The organism is Chlamydia ibidis 10-1398/6 (assembly GCF_000454725.1).
In the GTDB taxonomy this organism is placed as follows: domain Bacteria; phylum Chlamydiota; class Chlamydiia; order Chlamydiales; family Chlamydiaceae; genus Chlamydia; species Chlamydia ibidis.
Window position 1 is genome coordinate 398,609 of sequence record NZ_APJW01000001.1, and the last position, 16,772, is coordinate 415,380.

The following is a 16,772-nucleotide window of genomic DNA, read 5'->3' on the forward strand; positions in this document are numbered from 1 at the left end:
TCTTGGTAAATTGAGATGCCCCTAACGGATCAAAAAAATAATTAAAAGTCAAGAGGAGGGTTATAAGATCCCTGCCCAGAGAAGGGCAGGGAGTAGGTGTGTTAGAAAAGAATTTTGGATCCCACATTCATATGGACGTTTCTAGATGAGCTTCTAAGTTCAAAACCAAATTGACTGAATATTTCACAACGAGAAGATACTGTCATATGATTACCAGATTGAATCACGAATGCTTGTCTAGCAAGATTAGATGCATGAGTTTGCCAGGAAACATCACTGATAACCAATGACGTTAAGCATCTAGGATTCACACGGTAAATATCAGCAACATACATCAGGGTTAGGTCATAGGAAGCTTTTTCCGTTTCATTGGATCTTTCAAATTTTATACCTAAAGGTAGCGAGAGATTTAATAGATCACTTCCTGAAAATTCCCGACCTTCGTCAGTAGGCTCTTTGAAGTCTCCTTGATGAGCATAGACTAATTGCATTTTCATAAATGGAGAATAGCTATCACATAGGGAAGTTTTATTGCAAGTTACAGGTATAGAAGATCCTAATTGAATTCCTAGACTATCATTACCCCAAGATCCTTTAACAGTAGGATAATCAGTGTACATAGTCTTCATGTTGTTATTGGAATGACAGTATGTCAATTGAGCATCCAAGATTACTGGAATACCACGACAATTCTCTTCTAGACATGCAGGGTTTTTTCCTGAGATCAGATTAGCTAAACTGCACGATTCTCCAATATGCTGAAACAAGATAGAGCCTGCATAAACATTGGCACTATTTTTTGCTACATTATAGTCCTTATCTTTGGTGAATAATTGGCATAGGGAAACGCTAACAATATCCTCGGAAGATGTTTCTGTAGTTGCCCCTAAAGCATAACCGGAGCTAATATGCCGGAATTTTCTTCGTGACCCTGCATTATCCCTATGGAAGAAATTAGACACGTTAGCGGCCCATAGAGATCTACGACCATGAAGGTAACTATCCGTACTCTTTTCCATGAGTTGCTGAATAGAAGTAATATCCATAAAGCATCCCCAAAGACTATTTGGTACTAATGATGCCCGACGTTCTGGATTAGGATTATAACCGGTTTTTTCCCAAGTAAAGGTAGCTGTGGCAGTTTTGGGATCAGCAGTATTATCTTTTTCCCAACTAACAATCCATTTCCCTTGATACCCATAATGTTGTTCCGGAGAAATGGCTACCTTATCAGTTACATTGTCGGTAGTGACAGCATTTTTCCCTAATAGCTTTAATCCTGGAAGAGCAAGAGCTTTGTCTAGTTTGTGGTTTTCATAATAACTACCTTTAGGATCCTCCAAAGTGACCGTCCCTGAAAGTGTCACGCTTTTCCCCGCGGCGGATGCTTCGATAACTGCTAACTTAACACCGTCCAAGGAATTAGGATTAATAGCAAGATCGGTTATCACGGCGTTTTCCGTATCAGCTTTAATTTTTGTTCCTGCATCCATGAATAATTTAGAACCCGCTGATTGTGTGAAAGATTTTGCTTCTATGTTAACGCCTTTACTTAAGATCAACGTGCCAGCAGCTAGCTCTAAAGGTTGTTTAAAAGCAAATTTCAGGTTCTCTGCAACTGCAGACTCTGTTTCTGTAAGTTTCTCACCAGAAAAAAGTACTGTACCTTTATAGGCTTTCCCTTGCTCAGCTTTGTTAATAACTAGAGCATCACCAGCTGCCCCCTCTGCAGTAATAGGATCATAAAATCGGACAGCTCTTCCTTCTGTAGCACGCAGCTGCACAAACTTTGCATTATTCCCAAGATGAATAGCGTTTCTCTTTACTGTTGCTGCATTTGCAGTTTCTATTGTATTCCCTTGAAAAATAATATCCCCGTGTTCTGCAGTTAAGCTGCATTCTCCAGATGTATGTATGGCAATAGCTCCACCTTTTGGAGTCGCATGTACAGATTTATTTCCAGTAAATAGGGTAGGACCTCCAGAAGAAATTACTAACTTATCTGAATAAATAGCTCCACCTTGAGATGCAGATCTATTTTCTTTAAAAATCAGTGTTTTGTTATTAGATAAAGTAAGGGTTGGAGTCGTTCCGGTTTTGCTACAGTGAATAGCACCTCCGCAACCATCACCTGTGCCAGTAACAGTATTGTTCTCAAAAATAACTCTGTTATTGCCAGAAATGGATGTTGCTGCTTCTGCAAATATTGCCCCTCCCGAATTGGCTGCAGTATTATCAGAAAATTTCATGATTCCTAAGTTGTCAGAGATAGTTAGATCGTCTGTAGCGGCAATAGCACCACCCTTAGTTGCAGATTTATTAGTGGTGAAGCTGATTTCTTCTTTAGAGCCAGTTAGCAAGCAAGCTTTAGAAGAAATAGCTCCACCTGCTGCAGAAGAACTATTCTCACTAAAAATCAAAGACAAATTATCCCGGAAATTTAACGGACCTTTAGATACCAAACTTCCCTTACCATTAGCAACGGTAGAAGGAGGGCATTTTCTAAAGATAAGGCTGGAAAATCCAGAAAGAGTTAGAGATTTATCCGCGGTAGAAACATTGATAGCTCCGGGGTTCGCTCCCGTATTTACGTTCTCTATTAGCAGGCTATGACCATTCCCAAGAAAAGTCAAATCAGCAGCGGTCTGCACAAAGCAACTTGATGCTAACGCAGCAGTTTGTCCGGCATCCATGATAGTAATGTCACTGTCCAATCGGTACATAGTCCCGGTTGCAGTACTCGTGGATTTCGGAGTAATTGCATTATTTGCATCAAGCATAGCTGCCTGATCTAAAGGAGTTTCTGCTCCAAACGCAGAACAGTATGACGACAACGGTATCGCCAAGGTTGATGATAGTAATATCTTATATAGATAAGGCCTCATGTTTTACACTTTGGTGAAATGAAAAAAACAGTTTCGTTAAATACTGAAAGGTGCAAAAGAAAGCAAGTCTAATACAGAAAAGACTTGACAAGTTTTATTCATTTCTGGTAAGGGGGCGATTCTTTATAAGAATGTAAGATCTAGAATTTGTACTTACCTCCGACGTCTACATTGTAGTTCCTAGAGGAGCTGCGTAACTCACAAGATCCATTAGCAAATAGCTCTAAATGTGTAAAAGCTCTCTGGTAGCAAGAAAGCTCTGCTAGAAAAGCTTGTCTTGCAAGATTAGTCCCTGGAGAAGACCACGAAGTTTCTTTCGCAGGTAGTGCTACATGAGATTGTGGTAACACCCTATACACATCAGGATGGTAAGCAAGAGTAAGAGCATAGGTTTTGTTATCAGGATCCTCATTGCTTTTAATTTTAATTCCTAGTGGTAGGGTAAGATTGACAAGATGGGAGCTACGGAAGTGTCTGCATTTTTCTCCAGCTCCCGTTTCATTGAAGCTTTCTTGGTTTACATAAACAGCATGCACTTTGGCAAAAGTAGATACCCTATTGAAAATGATATTCATTGGATTTAGAGCTAAACTAAATCCGATTTCCCCAGATAGACAGTGGTTATCCCAAACTCCTCGAGCTGAAGAGATAGCCGGGTAGTCCGTAACCATTTTATTGTGTATTGTCCCATAACTCAAATGTGTATTTACAATAGCAGGTAATTCAAAACCATAGATTCTAATAGTTTTACTATGCTTGGTATAGATAGAACCGGCATAAAGATGAGACTTGGTATTGGACAAGAAATAGTTCTTAGTTTTCCCAAACATCTGACAGAAAGCAATATTGAAAACATTATCCGTAGAAGTTTGAGAGTTGGCCCCTATAGAATATCCAGCACTGATATGTCGGAAACCTAAGCGATGAAGCATTGCATCTCTATGGAAGAAATTAGAGATACCCGAAACCCATAGACCTTGTTGATTGTTATTAGTTTCTCCTGTTAGTTCCATAAGACGTTCAATGGAATTAACATCTACTGTAGCACACCATAAACTATTAGGAACTAGTAGAGCGCTAAGTTCAGGTCCTGGTTTATAACCAGCAGCTTTCCAAACCATTTCGAAAGAGGATTGTCCGTTCTTTTCCACACGTTGCAAAGACCACGTACCCTGGTACCCATAATTCGCGGATGTTGCGCCCAACAGGTAAGGATTAAATTCTGATAGATCAACGGTCCCTGTTTCGCTACTTCCTTCAGTTGTAATTTTTAAAATATCCGTAGAAAATCCTTTGCTAAATATTGAGCTGTCGTAAGCATCATTATTACCGTTAAATAGTTGTAAATCTCCTGTTAGCTTCACAGTTCCAGAAGAACCGCCAGTGATCGTAATAGATTCATTTTCTCCTCTGCCTAGAGAGTTTAAATTGATCCCTAGATTAGTAATTGTAATATTACCATCCGTGGTAGCATTGTCTTCAGTGTGGACTGCAACTTCAGGATGTAAAGATGATAAAGTTTCTGAAACTACGGATATAATTTTATCCCTAATAGAGGAGCCTACTCTGAGTTGTTCTTTGCGATGAGTAGAAGATAATCTATGGGAAATTTGCGCGTTTACCTTAGTTTCTTCATTGGAATTTTGTTTGGCAGAAGATGATTCCTGTTCTGCTTGTTCTTCAGATTCAACAGATTGCTTTTGTATTGGAGTATTGTGTGTTTTTAGAGTTGTTCCTACATCCATTACAAGTAAGGAATTAGGATTCTGAATGAATGAATCAACTTCAAGAATTGCTCCTGATTTTAACCAAAGGGTACCGTTATTTAAAGAAACAGGTTGGTAAATTACGGAAGTAACGTTTTCTGCCCGACTATTGTCGACGTTTTCTCCAGAGAAGAGTACTGTTCCATCATATACGACAGATGAAGAGGAGTCAGGATGATGTGTGTCAGTTGTGTCATCAAGAGCGTTAATTTGTAGAATCGCTTTTTGTACTGCTTTAATTTTAGTTTTTTCTTTACTAGGTGTGGATACTTCAACAATAGGATCAAAAAATTGTAAGGACTGACCTGTAGCAGCACGGAGATTCGTGATGGTAGCCCCGTTCCCTAGGGTTATAGCATTGGCAGTTACTGTATTTGTTGAACTATCATTGTTAAGTACTTCAGTTTTTGTGGTGCTTGTTGTTATTGTGTTGCCCCGGAAAGTAATAGGACCATCGAGGGCTGTAAGGTTAAGTTTTCCACCGTCAGTAATGAATATAGCGCCACCCTTTGATGAACTATTGCATCCAAAGATAGTTTGACCACCAGAGGTTAGTGATAAGTTTTTTGTATGTATAGCGCCACCGCTAGTTGTAGCAGAGTTATTCACGAGGTAAAGTGTCTTATTCCCAGAGAAAGACACAGCAATTTCATTAGTTTCATCTAGTGTCTGCACATTTTGCTCTGGAGAAGCTGCCAGACAGTATATCGCCCCACCTAGACCTGTAGACGCTTGATTCCCATTACCTTCTTTTACAGATTTTTTGTCACTAACTGTTGCTGCAGAATTATTTGTAAAAATAACTTGAGCATTGTCAGTGATATTTAAGGACTTCTCTAAAGATAAAGCCCCTCCTTGATTAGTGGCTGAGTTCCCAGAGAAAATAACTGTGCCTGTATTTCCAGAGATAGTTCCATTTCCTTTAACTAAGATAGCACCGCCTGCACCTTTAGAGTGGTTGCCACTGAAATTAACATCAGTGTTGCTAGAAATTGTAAAGCTAGCACTAGGCTGCTCTGATTGTTTCATAACGCCATTTGTCGTGGTACCTATGAAAATGGCACTGTCTGCACTAGATTGTGTTTGGTTTGTCGCCTTGTCAAAAGAGAGCAGAGAAAACCCAGAAAAAGTCAAACTTGTCGCTGTATTGTTTATTGCGGAGCCTTGAGGCGTAATGGAGATATTCTGAAATAATAAAGAGTGCCCATTACCTACGAATGACAAAGGACCTGCAGTATTTGAGAAACAACTTTTGTTTGTCTCTCCATTACCTGTGCTAGTTGTGGTTGAAGTAGTAGTAGTGCTTATAGGTGTACTAGATATCGATATACCTAATGGTTTGGTAAAACTGTGTATATTTGATGCAGGAGTTTGTTGTGATGTAGAGGCAGGTGAGGTCTGTGTTGCTGTGATATTTTGAAACCCTACATCGTTAGCAAGAGTATATGTCGTTCCACTTTGTGCTGTTGTATTTCTTCTGAGAAAAGGCTGGGTATTTTGGCCAGCTTGAGGGTAGCTATCAGTTGTAGTTAAGTTTATATTGACCGGACTGTTTTGAGTAATAACCTGATTCTCAGGGTCTTCGGTGAGCATAGAAACAGAATATGCTCTGGGAGTAACTAGAGAAGTATGCGAGTGACCATCGTTATGACCAGGTTGTACATTACTTAATGTGGGAGATTGTGTAGACGAAACATTTATAAAAGATACATCACCTGTCAGTGAGTATGAAGTCCCATTTGGAGACGACGTGTTTTTATAGCTAAAAGCAGTGGTTGGCGTTGTTGCTCCCTGGTAGCTATCATTGGTACCTAGCGACTGAGATGTGGATGGAGTTTGTAGATCTATAGTTTCTAAGGTATTTGCTTCAAAAGTAATAGGCAAAGTAATCGCCGAAGAAAGTAATAACCAAGGAACAGAGGGTTTCATAGTGTGCGTTCTTTTGGTAAGGTAGAAGAGTATTTCTTGCAAATAGAGGAAAAATGAAAATAAATCAAGCTTTGAAGGCAATGAGATAATATTGAAACTATTTGAAGTAGGAAAACAAAAACCACGCTAATAATAACGTGGTTTTTGGCTTGCTCGCTTGATGTCTAAAATTAAAAAAAGAACATTGGGGGGCCAATGTTTTTAGAGAAAAGCAAAGACTACTGATTATCTGTCGAAGAATGGTTATTCTTTGAACAGCAGCTGCTATTTGTTTTTTTAGAACAACAAGAAAAGTACGATAATAAGGAAATTAAACCGGCGATTCCTGTTACAATGTAGCCCATGCGCATGATTAAACCATTCTCTCCAAGTAATTGAGCAAGAATGTTTACTTTATGATTAGTAAGTCCTAAAATTCCCACGTTCAATGCGCAAAGAACAAGAGTAAGAGAGGATAGTCCCCGAACGAGTTTGCCTAGCATTGCTTTTCTCCTAAGTGATGTATACTTAATTCCATCTTTTAATCTTTTTTGTAATTTAATAAAGTTTTTTTTTGTTTTTAAGCGCTTGAGGCAGCATTGACTTTTTGCACGCAACAAGTTAAGTTAGGCGAGAAGTTTCTTTTTTCAGGAACTTAAAATCACGTTTATCGTCGTCGCACCAGTATTTTTGGGATTTAGAAATGACACAGTCCTATGTAAGTAGAGAAGAGATTTTACTTTTAGCTAAGAGTTCAGCTTTAGAGTTAAGCGAAGAGCTAATCGAAGAATATGAAGCTTCTTTAAATGAAGTTATTGGCATTATGGAAGAAGCGATTTCCATGGATGTAACCGATGTTATGGCAAGTCTTGAGACTTTGCATGTCGTTACTCCCGAAGACTTACGGGAAGACGATGTTTCCTTTGAATTCTCTCGTGAAGAATTTTTAGCAAATGTTCCTGAATCTTTGGGTGGATTAGTTAAAGTACCTACGGTAATTAAATAGAGATATATATGTATAGAAAGAGTGCCTTAGAGTTAAGAACATCCGTAGCGAATGGAACGACTTCCGCTACGGCAATAGCGGAGTATTTTTATAATAGAATCGCAACTCAAGATGGTCAGGTTGGAGCTTTTCTATCTCTTTGCCGTGAAAGGGCACTGGAAAAAGCAGCCGCAGTTGATCAGAAGCGTTCTCGGGGAGAGCCTTTGGGAAAACTGGCAGGAGTCCCTATAGGAGTTAAAGACAATATCCATGTTGCAGGTCTTCCTACTACTTGTGCATCAAAAATGCTAGAAAACTATGTAGCCCCATTCAATGCTACAGTGATAGAGCGTATAGAAGCCGAGGATGGTATTATCTTAGGCAAACTTAATATGGATGAGTTTGCTATGGGATCAACAACCCAGTATTCCGCTTTTAAATCAACAAAGAATCCTTGGGATTTTTCTTGTGTTCCAGGAGGGTCTTCAGGAGGGTCAGCAGCAGCGGTGTCGGCAAGATTTTGTCCTCTGGCGCTTGGATCGGATACTGGGGGATCTATACGCCAACCTGCAGCTTTTTGCGGCGTAGTGGGATTTAAACCGTCTTATGGTGCGGTGTCCCGATATGGCCTAGTAGCGTTTGGATCTTCCTTAGATCAGATAGGACCTTTAGCAACAGTAGTGGAAGATGTAGCTCTCGCTATGGATGTTTTTGCAGGAAAAGATTCTAGAGACGCCACTTCTCAAAGATTTGATTTGCGAGATTTTCAAAGTAGCCTGTCTTTAGAAGTCCCTCAGCTTATAGGAGTTCCTAGAAGATTTCTAGAAGGATTACGAGACGACATTAAAGAAAATTTCTTTGACTCTTTAGAAGTCTTGGAAAAGCAGGGCAGCCATATCGTTGATATTGACCTCGATATCTTACGCCATGCTGTTTCAGTTTATTATATTATCGCTTCTGCTGAAGCAGCAACTAATTTGGCAAGATTTGATGGTATTCGGTATGGATTTCGAGCTCCTGAAGCAAAGAATATGCAAGACGTCTACAACATGTCCCGTGCAGAAGGTTTTGGAAAAGAGGTAATTCGCAGAATTCTATTAGGGAATTATGTCCTTTCGGCTGAAAGACAGAATGTATTTTACAAAAAGGGATCAGCTATTCGTACAAAGATTATTCAGACTTTTCAACAAGCTTTCGAGAAGTGTGATGTCATCGCCATGCCTGTATGTTCTTGCCCTGCTTTTCCTATTGGAGAAATATTAGATCCCATATCCTTATACCTCCAAGATATCTATACTGTTGCTGTAAACCTTGCATATCTTCCTGCAATTGCCGTGCCGTCAGGATTATCTAGAGAGGGGCTTCCCTTGGGATTCCAGATTATAGGACAGCGGGGTGATGACCGACGTGTATGTCAGGTAGGGTATAGTTTTCAAGAGCACGCAAAAATTAAAAACATGTCACCCAAAGGATGTGTAGAACTATTTTGTGAAGGAGAAAAGTCATGAGTGATGTCTATGCTGATTGGGAGTCGGTCATAGGATTAGAAGTTCACGTAGAGTTAAATACCGCGTCCAAGTTATTTAGTTCAGCACGCAATCGATTTGGAGATGAACCCAATACGAATATTTCTCCAGTATGCACAGGATTGCCGGGATCCCTGCCAGTTTTGAATAAGGAAGCAGTACGGAAGGCTGTTCTATTTGGTTGTGCTGTGCAAGGAGATGTTGCCTTGTTCAGTCGTTTTGACAGAAAATCATACTTCTATCCCGATAGTCCTAGGAATTTTCAAATTACGCAGTTTGACCATCCTATTATTCGCGGTGGCTTTGTTCAAGCCATTGTTCAAGGTGAAGAACGTTGTTTTGAGCTTGCGCAAACACATCTTGAAGATGATGCAGGCATGCTAAAACATTTTGGCGAGTTTGCTGGAGTAGATTACAATCGTGCAGGTGTTCCATTAATTGAAATCGTTTCAAAACCCTGCATGTTTTGTGCCGAGGATGCCGTGGCCTATGCTACGTCATTGGTCTCCCTGTTAGATTATATTGGTATTTCTGACTGTAACATGGAAGAAGGATCAATTCGCTTTGATGTGAATATATCTGTACGACCTAGGGGTTCTCAAGAGCTGCGAAATAAAGTAGAAATCAAAAATATGAATTCCTTTGCTTTCATGTCACAAGCTTTAGAAGCAGAGAAACGCCGTCAAGTAGATGAATACTTGTCTAACCCAACGAAAGATCCTAAAGAGGTAATTCCTGGAGCTACATACCGTTGGGATCCTGAGAAGAAAAAAACCGTGCTTATGCGCCTTAAAGAACGTGCTGAAGATTATAAATATTTCATTGAACCAGATTTGCCAGTTCTTCAATTAACAGAAGATTATATTCATGAAATTCGCTCCACTCTTCCAGAGCTGCCCTATAATAAGTATCACAGATATTTAACAGATTTCTCACTAGCTGAGGATGTTGCCAATATTTTAATAAGCGATAAGCAAATTGCCAATTTTTTCGAACTTGCAGCGGCGAATTGTAAAAATTACCGGACTTTGTCCAATTGGATAACTGTAGAGTTTGCCGGTCGGTGTAAAAATTTTGGAATTCATCTTGCAGCTTCTGGTGTCCTTCCTCAAGATATCGCGCAATTAGTTAATTTGATTGATACAAATGTTATCACTGGAAAAATAGCTAAAGACATTGCTGATATGATGATGGAATCTCCAGGGAAAAATCCTGAGAACATTCTGAAAGAAAATCCTTCCCTACTGCCAATGACTGATGAAACTGCATTGAAAACGATTATCACAGAAGTTATTAGTCAGAATCCTGAGTCAGTGGCAGATTATAAGAATGGCAAAACAAAAGCATTGGGTTTCTTGGTTGGACAGATCATGAAACGTACTCAAGGAAAAGCGCCACCCAAAAGAGTGAATGAATTGCTGCTGAATGAATTAGAGCAGTCTTAAAGATAACGAAGATAGGCCCTACGAAAGTGATTACTTAGGGGGCTTATCTTTATTAGCTTATTCTTCGTTTCCCTGATTTTCCTCCAGGTCTTCTTGGTCTTCATTTTCTTCTCTACTTCCATTTTGAGAGGATTCTTCATTATTGTCTTTATAATCGTGTTGCGGGCGATTTTCCGAAATTTTCGCTACCGATTCTATAAGTTTACTATCCCGGTAAATCATGCTAGAGGGTAGAGGAGATGAAACTACACACGCAGGGAATATAGGTAATGAGGAAGTCTCTTTGGAAGAGGTTTTTATTGTAGTTTGTACATCTGTAGAAAAGGTTATGTCAGGTTTCAGGAGGCTATGGATTTGAGAGAAGTCACAGGTTTCTGTAAAATCCTCGTATTCCCACGATGTAGGAAGAAGAGCTTTTTCAGAAGCTGTGCGTTTTGAATCTAAGTCTCTGGTTATAAGATTTGCTTGAATATGATCACGAATATACTGCCTTGTAGCTTTGCGACGTTTTCTATTTTCTAAAATAACACTTTTTGCTCGAAGGAAAGGATCTTTCTCAGTAATTTTCTCAGATATTGTTGTCTTGCTTACCTCAGGAATACTATGTTCCTCTGCGTCGCGTTCATATAGAGTAATGGCTGCATTCTGAGATTTGATTAATGATCTCGTATGGAAGTATTGAAACGTGACTTTATTTAAGCTTACCAAAGATAACCCTACTGTCATTGTTCCCATAATGAACAATGGACTAGCAAGAATAAGAGCGGATGCTCCGCATGTAAAGTATGCCCCAGCAAACAACGCAGAAGCTAAGCCCAAAAGCACAAGCGGTACGAAAATAGCTGTAAGCATTTCAGCAATTTCTTTCTTTTTTTCCGTAGAAGCAACATCCGACACTAGTAATGTTAGCCCTAGCGATACAAGAACTAATCCAGGAATAATGCCGAATACTAATAGTCCTTGCCCTTGGGAAGCAATGAGTACTCCGACTATGGACAGGATACCTAATACTATAATAGTTATATCTAGTGTATAGCGTACGCGCGGGTTTGTATCAGCTAGTTGCGTGATTCTATTCCATAACCCCTTAGGAGCGGAAAGGCTTTTTCTAACCGAAAGAGGCTCTTGGCAAGAGGCAATAGGATCGTGGATATAACCACCATTATAAATTAAAGAGGTCATAGAACGTCCTGCTGTTATAGATTTTAATTATGCAAGCAGGCCATCTATTATAATATTTCTTAGAATTTCTTAGATTAAATAAGATGGTTTTATACAAGATTCTAAAGATTAACAAAGTATAATTTCTTTTGTGTAAAGAAATTATACTTTATTTAAAGATCTTATTGATCCTCTAAGAGGACTCGTTTCCGGTGTTAGAAACATGCCCTGCGGTTGCTACTGTTTTCTCCTCCTCTGCAGGAGCATCAACAAACGCAGCTTCATCTTCGGAAGATGCCGCAGGGGTTGTATTCGTACCCAGGTTAGAGACCTTTGGAGTTTCACTTTCTTGATTTTTGGGAGATACAATATGATTTTCCATACGAGAATTACCCTCATCAAAAGGGATAGTGGGTTGTACGCGTACAGGGAACATCTCGTTGTGTAAGTTTATTAGCGTAGAACTTGCACCAATAGCCCCGAATACACCAATCATTAAGAATGCAGCTTCAGGAGCTAAAGCAATCATAGCAAAAACAAGACCCACAATTGCAGCAACAGATAATAAACTGATCAACCATGCAAATACATAGGGCAGGGTATCGGAAGCTTGCTTAGTACAAATCGCTTTGCGTATACCAGCTATAGGAAGCAAAAATAAGGAAGCAAAAGTTGCTACTGGAAGAGTGACCATTTTAAATGTCCCTAAGACCACGGAGGCCAGAATTTCTATGGTCATAGCAATACGTGGGTAGGACTGTGCTAAACTTTTGCATTGCCTAGCGGCACCACGTTCTGGAAAAATACAATCCAGGTAAATATTCGAACCTTTTTGTACAACTTCTAAGCATTCCATTCCCAATCTCAATTGTTTTAAGAGCAAAAAATAAAAATTTTAAGTTCGGCAACTTTTAATTACAATTAAAAAGGGAGAAAAATAATTATAATTTTAAATTAAAAACTAATCACAGCAGAACCGCCAAAGAACGGAGACGATTTAAAAGGATATGCAGTCATATTATTATTGTGACTATCGGCCAAAGAAATATCAGAACCTACTGACCAACCATAGAAAAGTTTAATAAAACTCCCAGGCCACGGAGTTAGCTTAATGTTTCCTTCGATTTCTCTCCCTTGGTATTCAAAAATTCCTCGAGAAGAAGGGAGCTTATTAGTAGGAAGTTTTTTTCTGAAACGTGTCAAACGATATGCAGCGCCAAAATTACAGACCGATGTACACTGATACTCAATAGAAAAATTAACAGGATAGATGCAATTTAACGTAAGTTTTTCATTAGGTTTGTAAGTTGCTCCCAATAAAGGCCAAGCCTTTTCTTGATGTAAACCAGTTTCATTAATTACCCCAAAAACCACAGATAATTGCTCAGTAGCCTGATATTTCCCAGAAACGACTGCTTGGTATAAGCCATAGCCAATATTAAAATGGCTAGGATCAAAAAGGCCGGAAAATAGTACAGACCATTGCCAATTCTTTAAAGAAAGAGTGTAAGCACCAAACGAAGTGGAAATATAGTTATAATGGGATTGGTCTTGAAATGTTAGATAGCCAATAGCATTAACATCACTCTTAGATAAGGAGTCGTTAGCCTGCCATCTCACCCGAGTTCCTAAATAACCTACGGAAAACAAGAATCCTGATTGCTGAGTAATAGGCAAAGTCGCGAGAAAAGAGGAATCGTATTGCTGATATCCAATGGTTTGATTTTTTAAATCTTTAAAATCTGCATCTTTGACTTCAAGATATTGCGCTTGTACGGAAAAAGGATAGGGACACGCCTTTTTGAATACTTCTTGGTCGACGCCACAAGCGTCGTGAATAATGTAAATCGGTGTAGAAACCAGGTGTCCAGCAAATGTTAATACATGGAATAGTACCTTGAACATATCCTAATTATCTCCTAGACAAGGGAATTGCTCTCTTTTCCCCTTGGATTAAGAAAGAGGCTCCGTACTAGGCTAATAAGCCAAGACGAGAACCACCCGAGAGCGTATCCTCACGGATTTACTAACTTTTAGTTGAACACAGAAGTATACTTAATATTATAGATTAGGACAATAAACAACAGAATAGATCGTGGTCAGATATGGAGGTGAGAGCTTTTATTTCTGCTTACATTGTCTTATAATGGGGAATTTTCGTTGCAAATTTCTTCGAATGTTTTGAAATGTGTTTTGCACAAATGGGTAAGAACTTCCTTGCCATGATTCTTCAGAATCGCTTTTCCAGAGGATTTTACAATAGCGCCTGCTCCTTTAGGCAGTCGTACAGAATAGCGTTTTTCTAGCTTCGTCATTGTAGTAATAAAGGCTTCTCGAGCAAGAATAGAAGCTGCTGCTACAACGATATCCTGTTCTGCACGTGTTCTTTGAATAAGAGAGATATCCTTATTCTTTTTTCTTAATGCATTAAGTAATAAAGATTCTGAAGAAGCGAATTGATCAGAAATAGCGAACACATCTCCAGCAGGACGAGGAGCAATGCTATCAATAATAACAGAGTGCGCCCATGCTAATAACAAATTCAGATTTTGGAATTTTCTATAGAGATCGTTATATTTCTCGGGATATAGAATCATAACATCATACGTACAGAAATCTCGAATGGTTTTCCCTAAAGAAAGTATCTGAGAATCATTTAACTTTTTCGAATCTTGAATATTAGTTTTATATAATTCTTCTAAGGTTTGTTTATCTCTAGCAAACACACCGGCAATGCATAGGGGCCCGAAAAAATCACCCTTACCCGATTCATCTACTCCTAATCTAGGACGTAAATCTTTTTTCCCTTCTCTGTGTGTGAAAGTTAGCAAAATTTCAGGCTCAAGAAAAAACTCTATAAACTCCTGTGCTCCCTTACCCTGAACTACTAATTTACCCGAGGTATACAATATACAGCTTACATCAGGAGATCGTGCTTGAAAAACTGTGTATTGCGGTTGCGTAAGTGAAAACCCTTTTTCAACCAGACGATCTTTTAGCAAGTTATGTAAAGAGTGAGATAATGAAATAACAAAGGGGGCTGGCATACGTAATTTCTCAAGGGCAGTGGAGTTTCCGTAAGTATAATCAGTCGATATAACATAATGAAATACTGATCGCAGCTCCAGTATATAAGGGAAAATCCGTTTAAGAGAACATAATTATTCTTTAAATGACTCAGTTGCTAACTGAACTTACAGTATGTTTTAAAAATATAGCCGGATTTCGAAATACAAATTAAACAGCAATGATGTATATTCCCGGATGTGAATTAGGGGAAAAATAATGAGTGTTCAAACTGTTTAAAATATAAACACTTCTATGAAGACCCCATTGGTAAGGAATTGTTATGACAGAACATGTGCATAAAGAACTTCTACATTTAGGAGAAATATTCCGTAGTAAACGGGAAGAACAGTCTCTCTCGCTGAAAGATATAGAAGCTGCGACCTCAATACGTTGTTCATGTTTAGAAGCGATTGAAAAGGGATATTTAGGAAAACTAATTTCTCCAATCTATGCACAAGGATTTATCAAAAAATATGCTGCGTATTTAGGGTTAGATGGAGACCAAATCCTTCGAGATCATCCTTATGTCATGAAAATTTTCAAAGAATTCTCAGAGCATAACATGGAAATGCTCCTTGATTTAGAATCTATGGGGGGAAGAAACTCACCAGAAAGAGCAATACATAGTTGGTCTAATCTTTGGTGGGCTGCTGTGATTGTCGCTGGTGGTGCCGCTCTTTGGTGGGTTGGGTCGTTACTTTCTATTTTTTAGCCTAAAATTTTAGCGGAGCATGCAGACGTTTTAACAGCCAGCTGCAGTAACTGTTGTTGTTCTTGTGGAGAAGGAAAATATCTACAAGGTGTCCCCTTAGGACTATCTACTTCTGTTGTCGATGAGGCGGCTCCTGGTTGAATATTAGCAGCATGACTATCAATCTTCCCCTTGTGGTGTGCACGGCGATCTCTGATTTTTTTAGCATGGGTGATGATACTCTCCAAATGTTTAAGTTCGTTCATAGTTGCTGGAAGTTCTTCGGTCGTACTGACGGGAGCAAATCCTAAGCTAACAAGACTCAAAGTAATTAACATAAGTAGGGCATTGTATCTTATGCTAAGTCCATAGCCGGGACATTGAAACGTCAACTCATTTTTCTCTGTCATAAAAATAACTATGTGTTGCAAGAGACCTACTACTGAGTTTGCAGTATAGCCAAGAGGAAGAGGAGTTTCTGGGTTGTTTATGTTTACGACTTTTAAATTGGCTAATTGCTGTGTGAGTTTTTTCCAATTTAAGCGACGCGAAATGTGAGCGTCAACTGGGATATCCTCGTCACTATTGTCTTCATTTTCTGATAACGAATGAGAAATAATCCAACATGTTGGCGGGGTGTCTGGAGTATGTTTCTGGAATTCCGTATATCCTCCCTTAGCTAATGTAATATTAGGATCTTGGTCTTTGGGTAGATGGTCAGGATTATTGACAAATTGAAATAAGGAGTGTTGAATATCAGATTGTAGTAACGAAGATAGGGTATCTTGAGCTGATTGGCAGCTTTGTACGAAATTTTCTTTGGCTTCCTCACTCAACGCTTCACCCTGAAGAAGACCGCTATGAACGTGATTTTCAGTATTTTTTAGTGCCAACCCCACTACCAAAGGACCAAAAAAGTCAATCTGCTCTTGTAAAAAACTGGTTAGACTTTTGGTGTGTTCTTCTTCTGGTGTAGGATTGAGTAAGTAGGTGCAGAGGCAATTGAAACACCAATCTAACCATCCAGGGCACCTTCTTCGGCATCCAGGGCCACAAGTATCTCGGCAATATCTTCCTGTACGCTGCACTCTATTAGAGTCTAAGACTTGTTGTAGGGCTTCTCCATATGTTTGTATTGTAGAAAGTAAAGTAGTCTCTGAGAGAGCAAAAGAGGCAGAGACTCTTCTTGGTTGTGCTTGTACCGGTTGATTAGAGTTGCCTTCTTGATCTCCATTACCTCCAGAAACGCACCGAAACTTAATTGTGGGAATACACATAATAGCTTCCTTGTCTTGTTCTGTATTTTCTTAGATATTTTCAGGAAAGAGAAAAGGGA

The 16,772-nt window shown here is 39.2% G+C and carries 12 protein-coding genes; 4 read left to right on the top strand and 8 right to left on the bottom strand.

The features are described from left to right. Window positions 1-101: 101 nt before the first annotated feature. From H359_RS01730 to H359_RS01740, 3 genes are all read right to left on the bottom strand, one after another. Window positions 102-2,885, bottom strand: a complete 2,784-nt coding sequence (locus H359_RS01730) for a polymorphic outer membrane protein middle domain-containing protein (protein ID WP_035392167.1) — start codon at window positions 2,883-2,885, stop codon at window positions 102-104. Between the two features lie 140 nt (window positions 2,886-3,025). Then, window positions 3,026-6,580, bottom strand: a complete 3,555-nt coding sequence (locus tag H359_RS01735; protein WP_020370375.1) for a polymorphic outer membrane protein middle domain-containing protein — start codon at window positions 6,578-6,580, stop codon at window positions 3,026-3,028. A 218-nt stretch (window positions 6,581-6,798) separates the two neighbouring features. Further along, window positions 6,799-7,062 (bottom strand): DUF378 domain-containing protein, encoded by a 264-nt coding sequence (locus H359_RS01740; RefSeq protein WP_020370374.1) that lies wholly within the window; start codon window positions 7,060-7,062, stop codon window positions 6,799-6,801. A gap of 200 nt (window positions 7,063-7,262) precedes the next feature. Between H359_RS01740 and gatC the strand changes: the two genes are divergently transcribed. The 3 genes from gatC to gatB are packed head-to-tail and all read left to right on the top strand — an operon-like array spanning window position 7,263 to window position 10,515. Further along, window positions 7,263-7,565, top strand: a complete 303-nt coding sequence (gene gatC, locus H359_RS01745; RefSeq protein ID WP_020370373.1) for an Asp-tRNA(Asn)/Glu-tRNA(Gln) amidotransferase subunit GatC — start codon at window positions 7,263-7,265, stop codon at window positions 7,563-7,565. 8 nt (window positions 7,566-7,573) lie between these two features. Then, window positions 7,574-9,052, top strand: a complete 1,479-nt coding sequence (gene gatA, locus H359_RS01750; protein ID WP_020370372.1) for an Asp-tRNA(Asn)/Glu-tRNA(Gln) amidotransferase subunit GatA — start codon at window positions 7,574-7,576, stop codon at window positions 9,050-9,052. Then, window positions 9,049-10,515: an Asp-tRNA(Asn)/Glu-tRNA(Gln) amidotransferase subunit GatB gene (gene gatB / locus H359_RS01755; protein WP_020370371.1), complete on the top strand. Its 1,467-nt coding sequence runs from the start codon at window positions 9,049-9,051 to the stop codon at window positions 10,513-10,515. The genes gatA and gatB overlap by 4 nt, the downstream gene beginning before the upstream one ends. Before the next feature lie 57 nt (window positions 10,516-10,572). On the opposite strand, the gene H359_RS04970 is transcribed toward gatB, so the two are convergent. From H359_RS04970 to rnhC, 4 genes are all read right to left on the bottom strand, one after another. Beyond that, window positions 10,573-11,697, bottom strand: coding sequence for a Yip1 family protein (locus tag H359_RS04970; RefSeq protein ID WP_020370370.1), 1,125 nt, complete (start codon window positions 11,695-11,697; stop codon window positions 10,573-10,575). A gap of 172 nt (window positions 11,698-11,869) precedes the next feature. Then, entirely contained in the window at window positions 11,870-12,532 is a 663-nt protein-coding gene (locus H359_RS01765) for a DUF5422 family protein (RefSeq protein WP_020370369.1), read from the bottom strand. 98 nt (window positions 12,533-12,630) lie between these two features. Continuing rightward, window positions 12,631-13,581 (bottom strand): hypothetical protein, encoded by a 951-nt coding sequence (locus tag H359_RS01770; RefSeq protein ID WP_020370368.1) that lies wholly within the window; start codon window positions 13,579-13,581, stop codon window positions 12,631-12,633. A 236-nt stretch (window positions 13,582-13,817) separates the two neighbouring features. Continuing rightward, window positions 13,818-14,723, bottom strand: a complete 906-nt coding sequence (gene rnhC, locus H359_RS01775) for a ribonuclease HIII (RefSeq protein ID WP_020370367.1) — start codon at window positions 14,721-14,723, stop codon at window positions 13,818-13,820. A gap of 302 nt (window positions 14,724-15,025) precedes the next feature. On the opposite strand from rnhC, the gene H359_RS01780 reads away from it, so the two are divergent. Beyond that, the gene (locus tag H359_RS01780; RefSeq protein ID WP_020370366.1) at window positions 15,026-15,457 is read left to right on the top strand and encodes a helix-turn-helix domain-containing protein; all 432 of its coding nucleotides are present in this window, start codon (window positions 15,026-15,028) and stop codon (window positions 15,455-15,457) included. Here the strand turns inward: H359_RS01780 and H359_RS01785 are convergent. Next, on the bottom strand, window positions 15,454-16,713 hold the full coding sequence (locus tag H359_RS01785) for a hypothetical protein (protein WP_020370365.1): 1,260 nt from the start codon (window positions 16,711-16,713) through the stop codon (window positions 15,454-15,456). The two genes, H359_RS01780 and H359_RS01785, sit on opposite strands and share 4 nt — an antisense overlap. Between the last annotated feature and the right edge of the window lie 59 nt (window positions 16,714-16,772).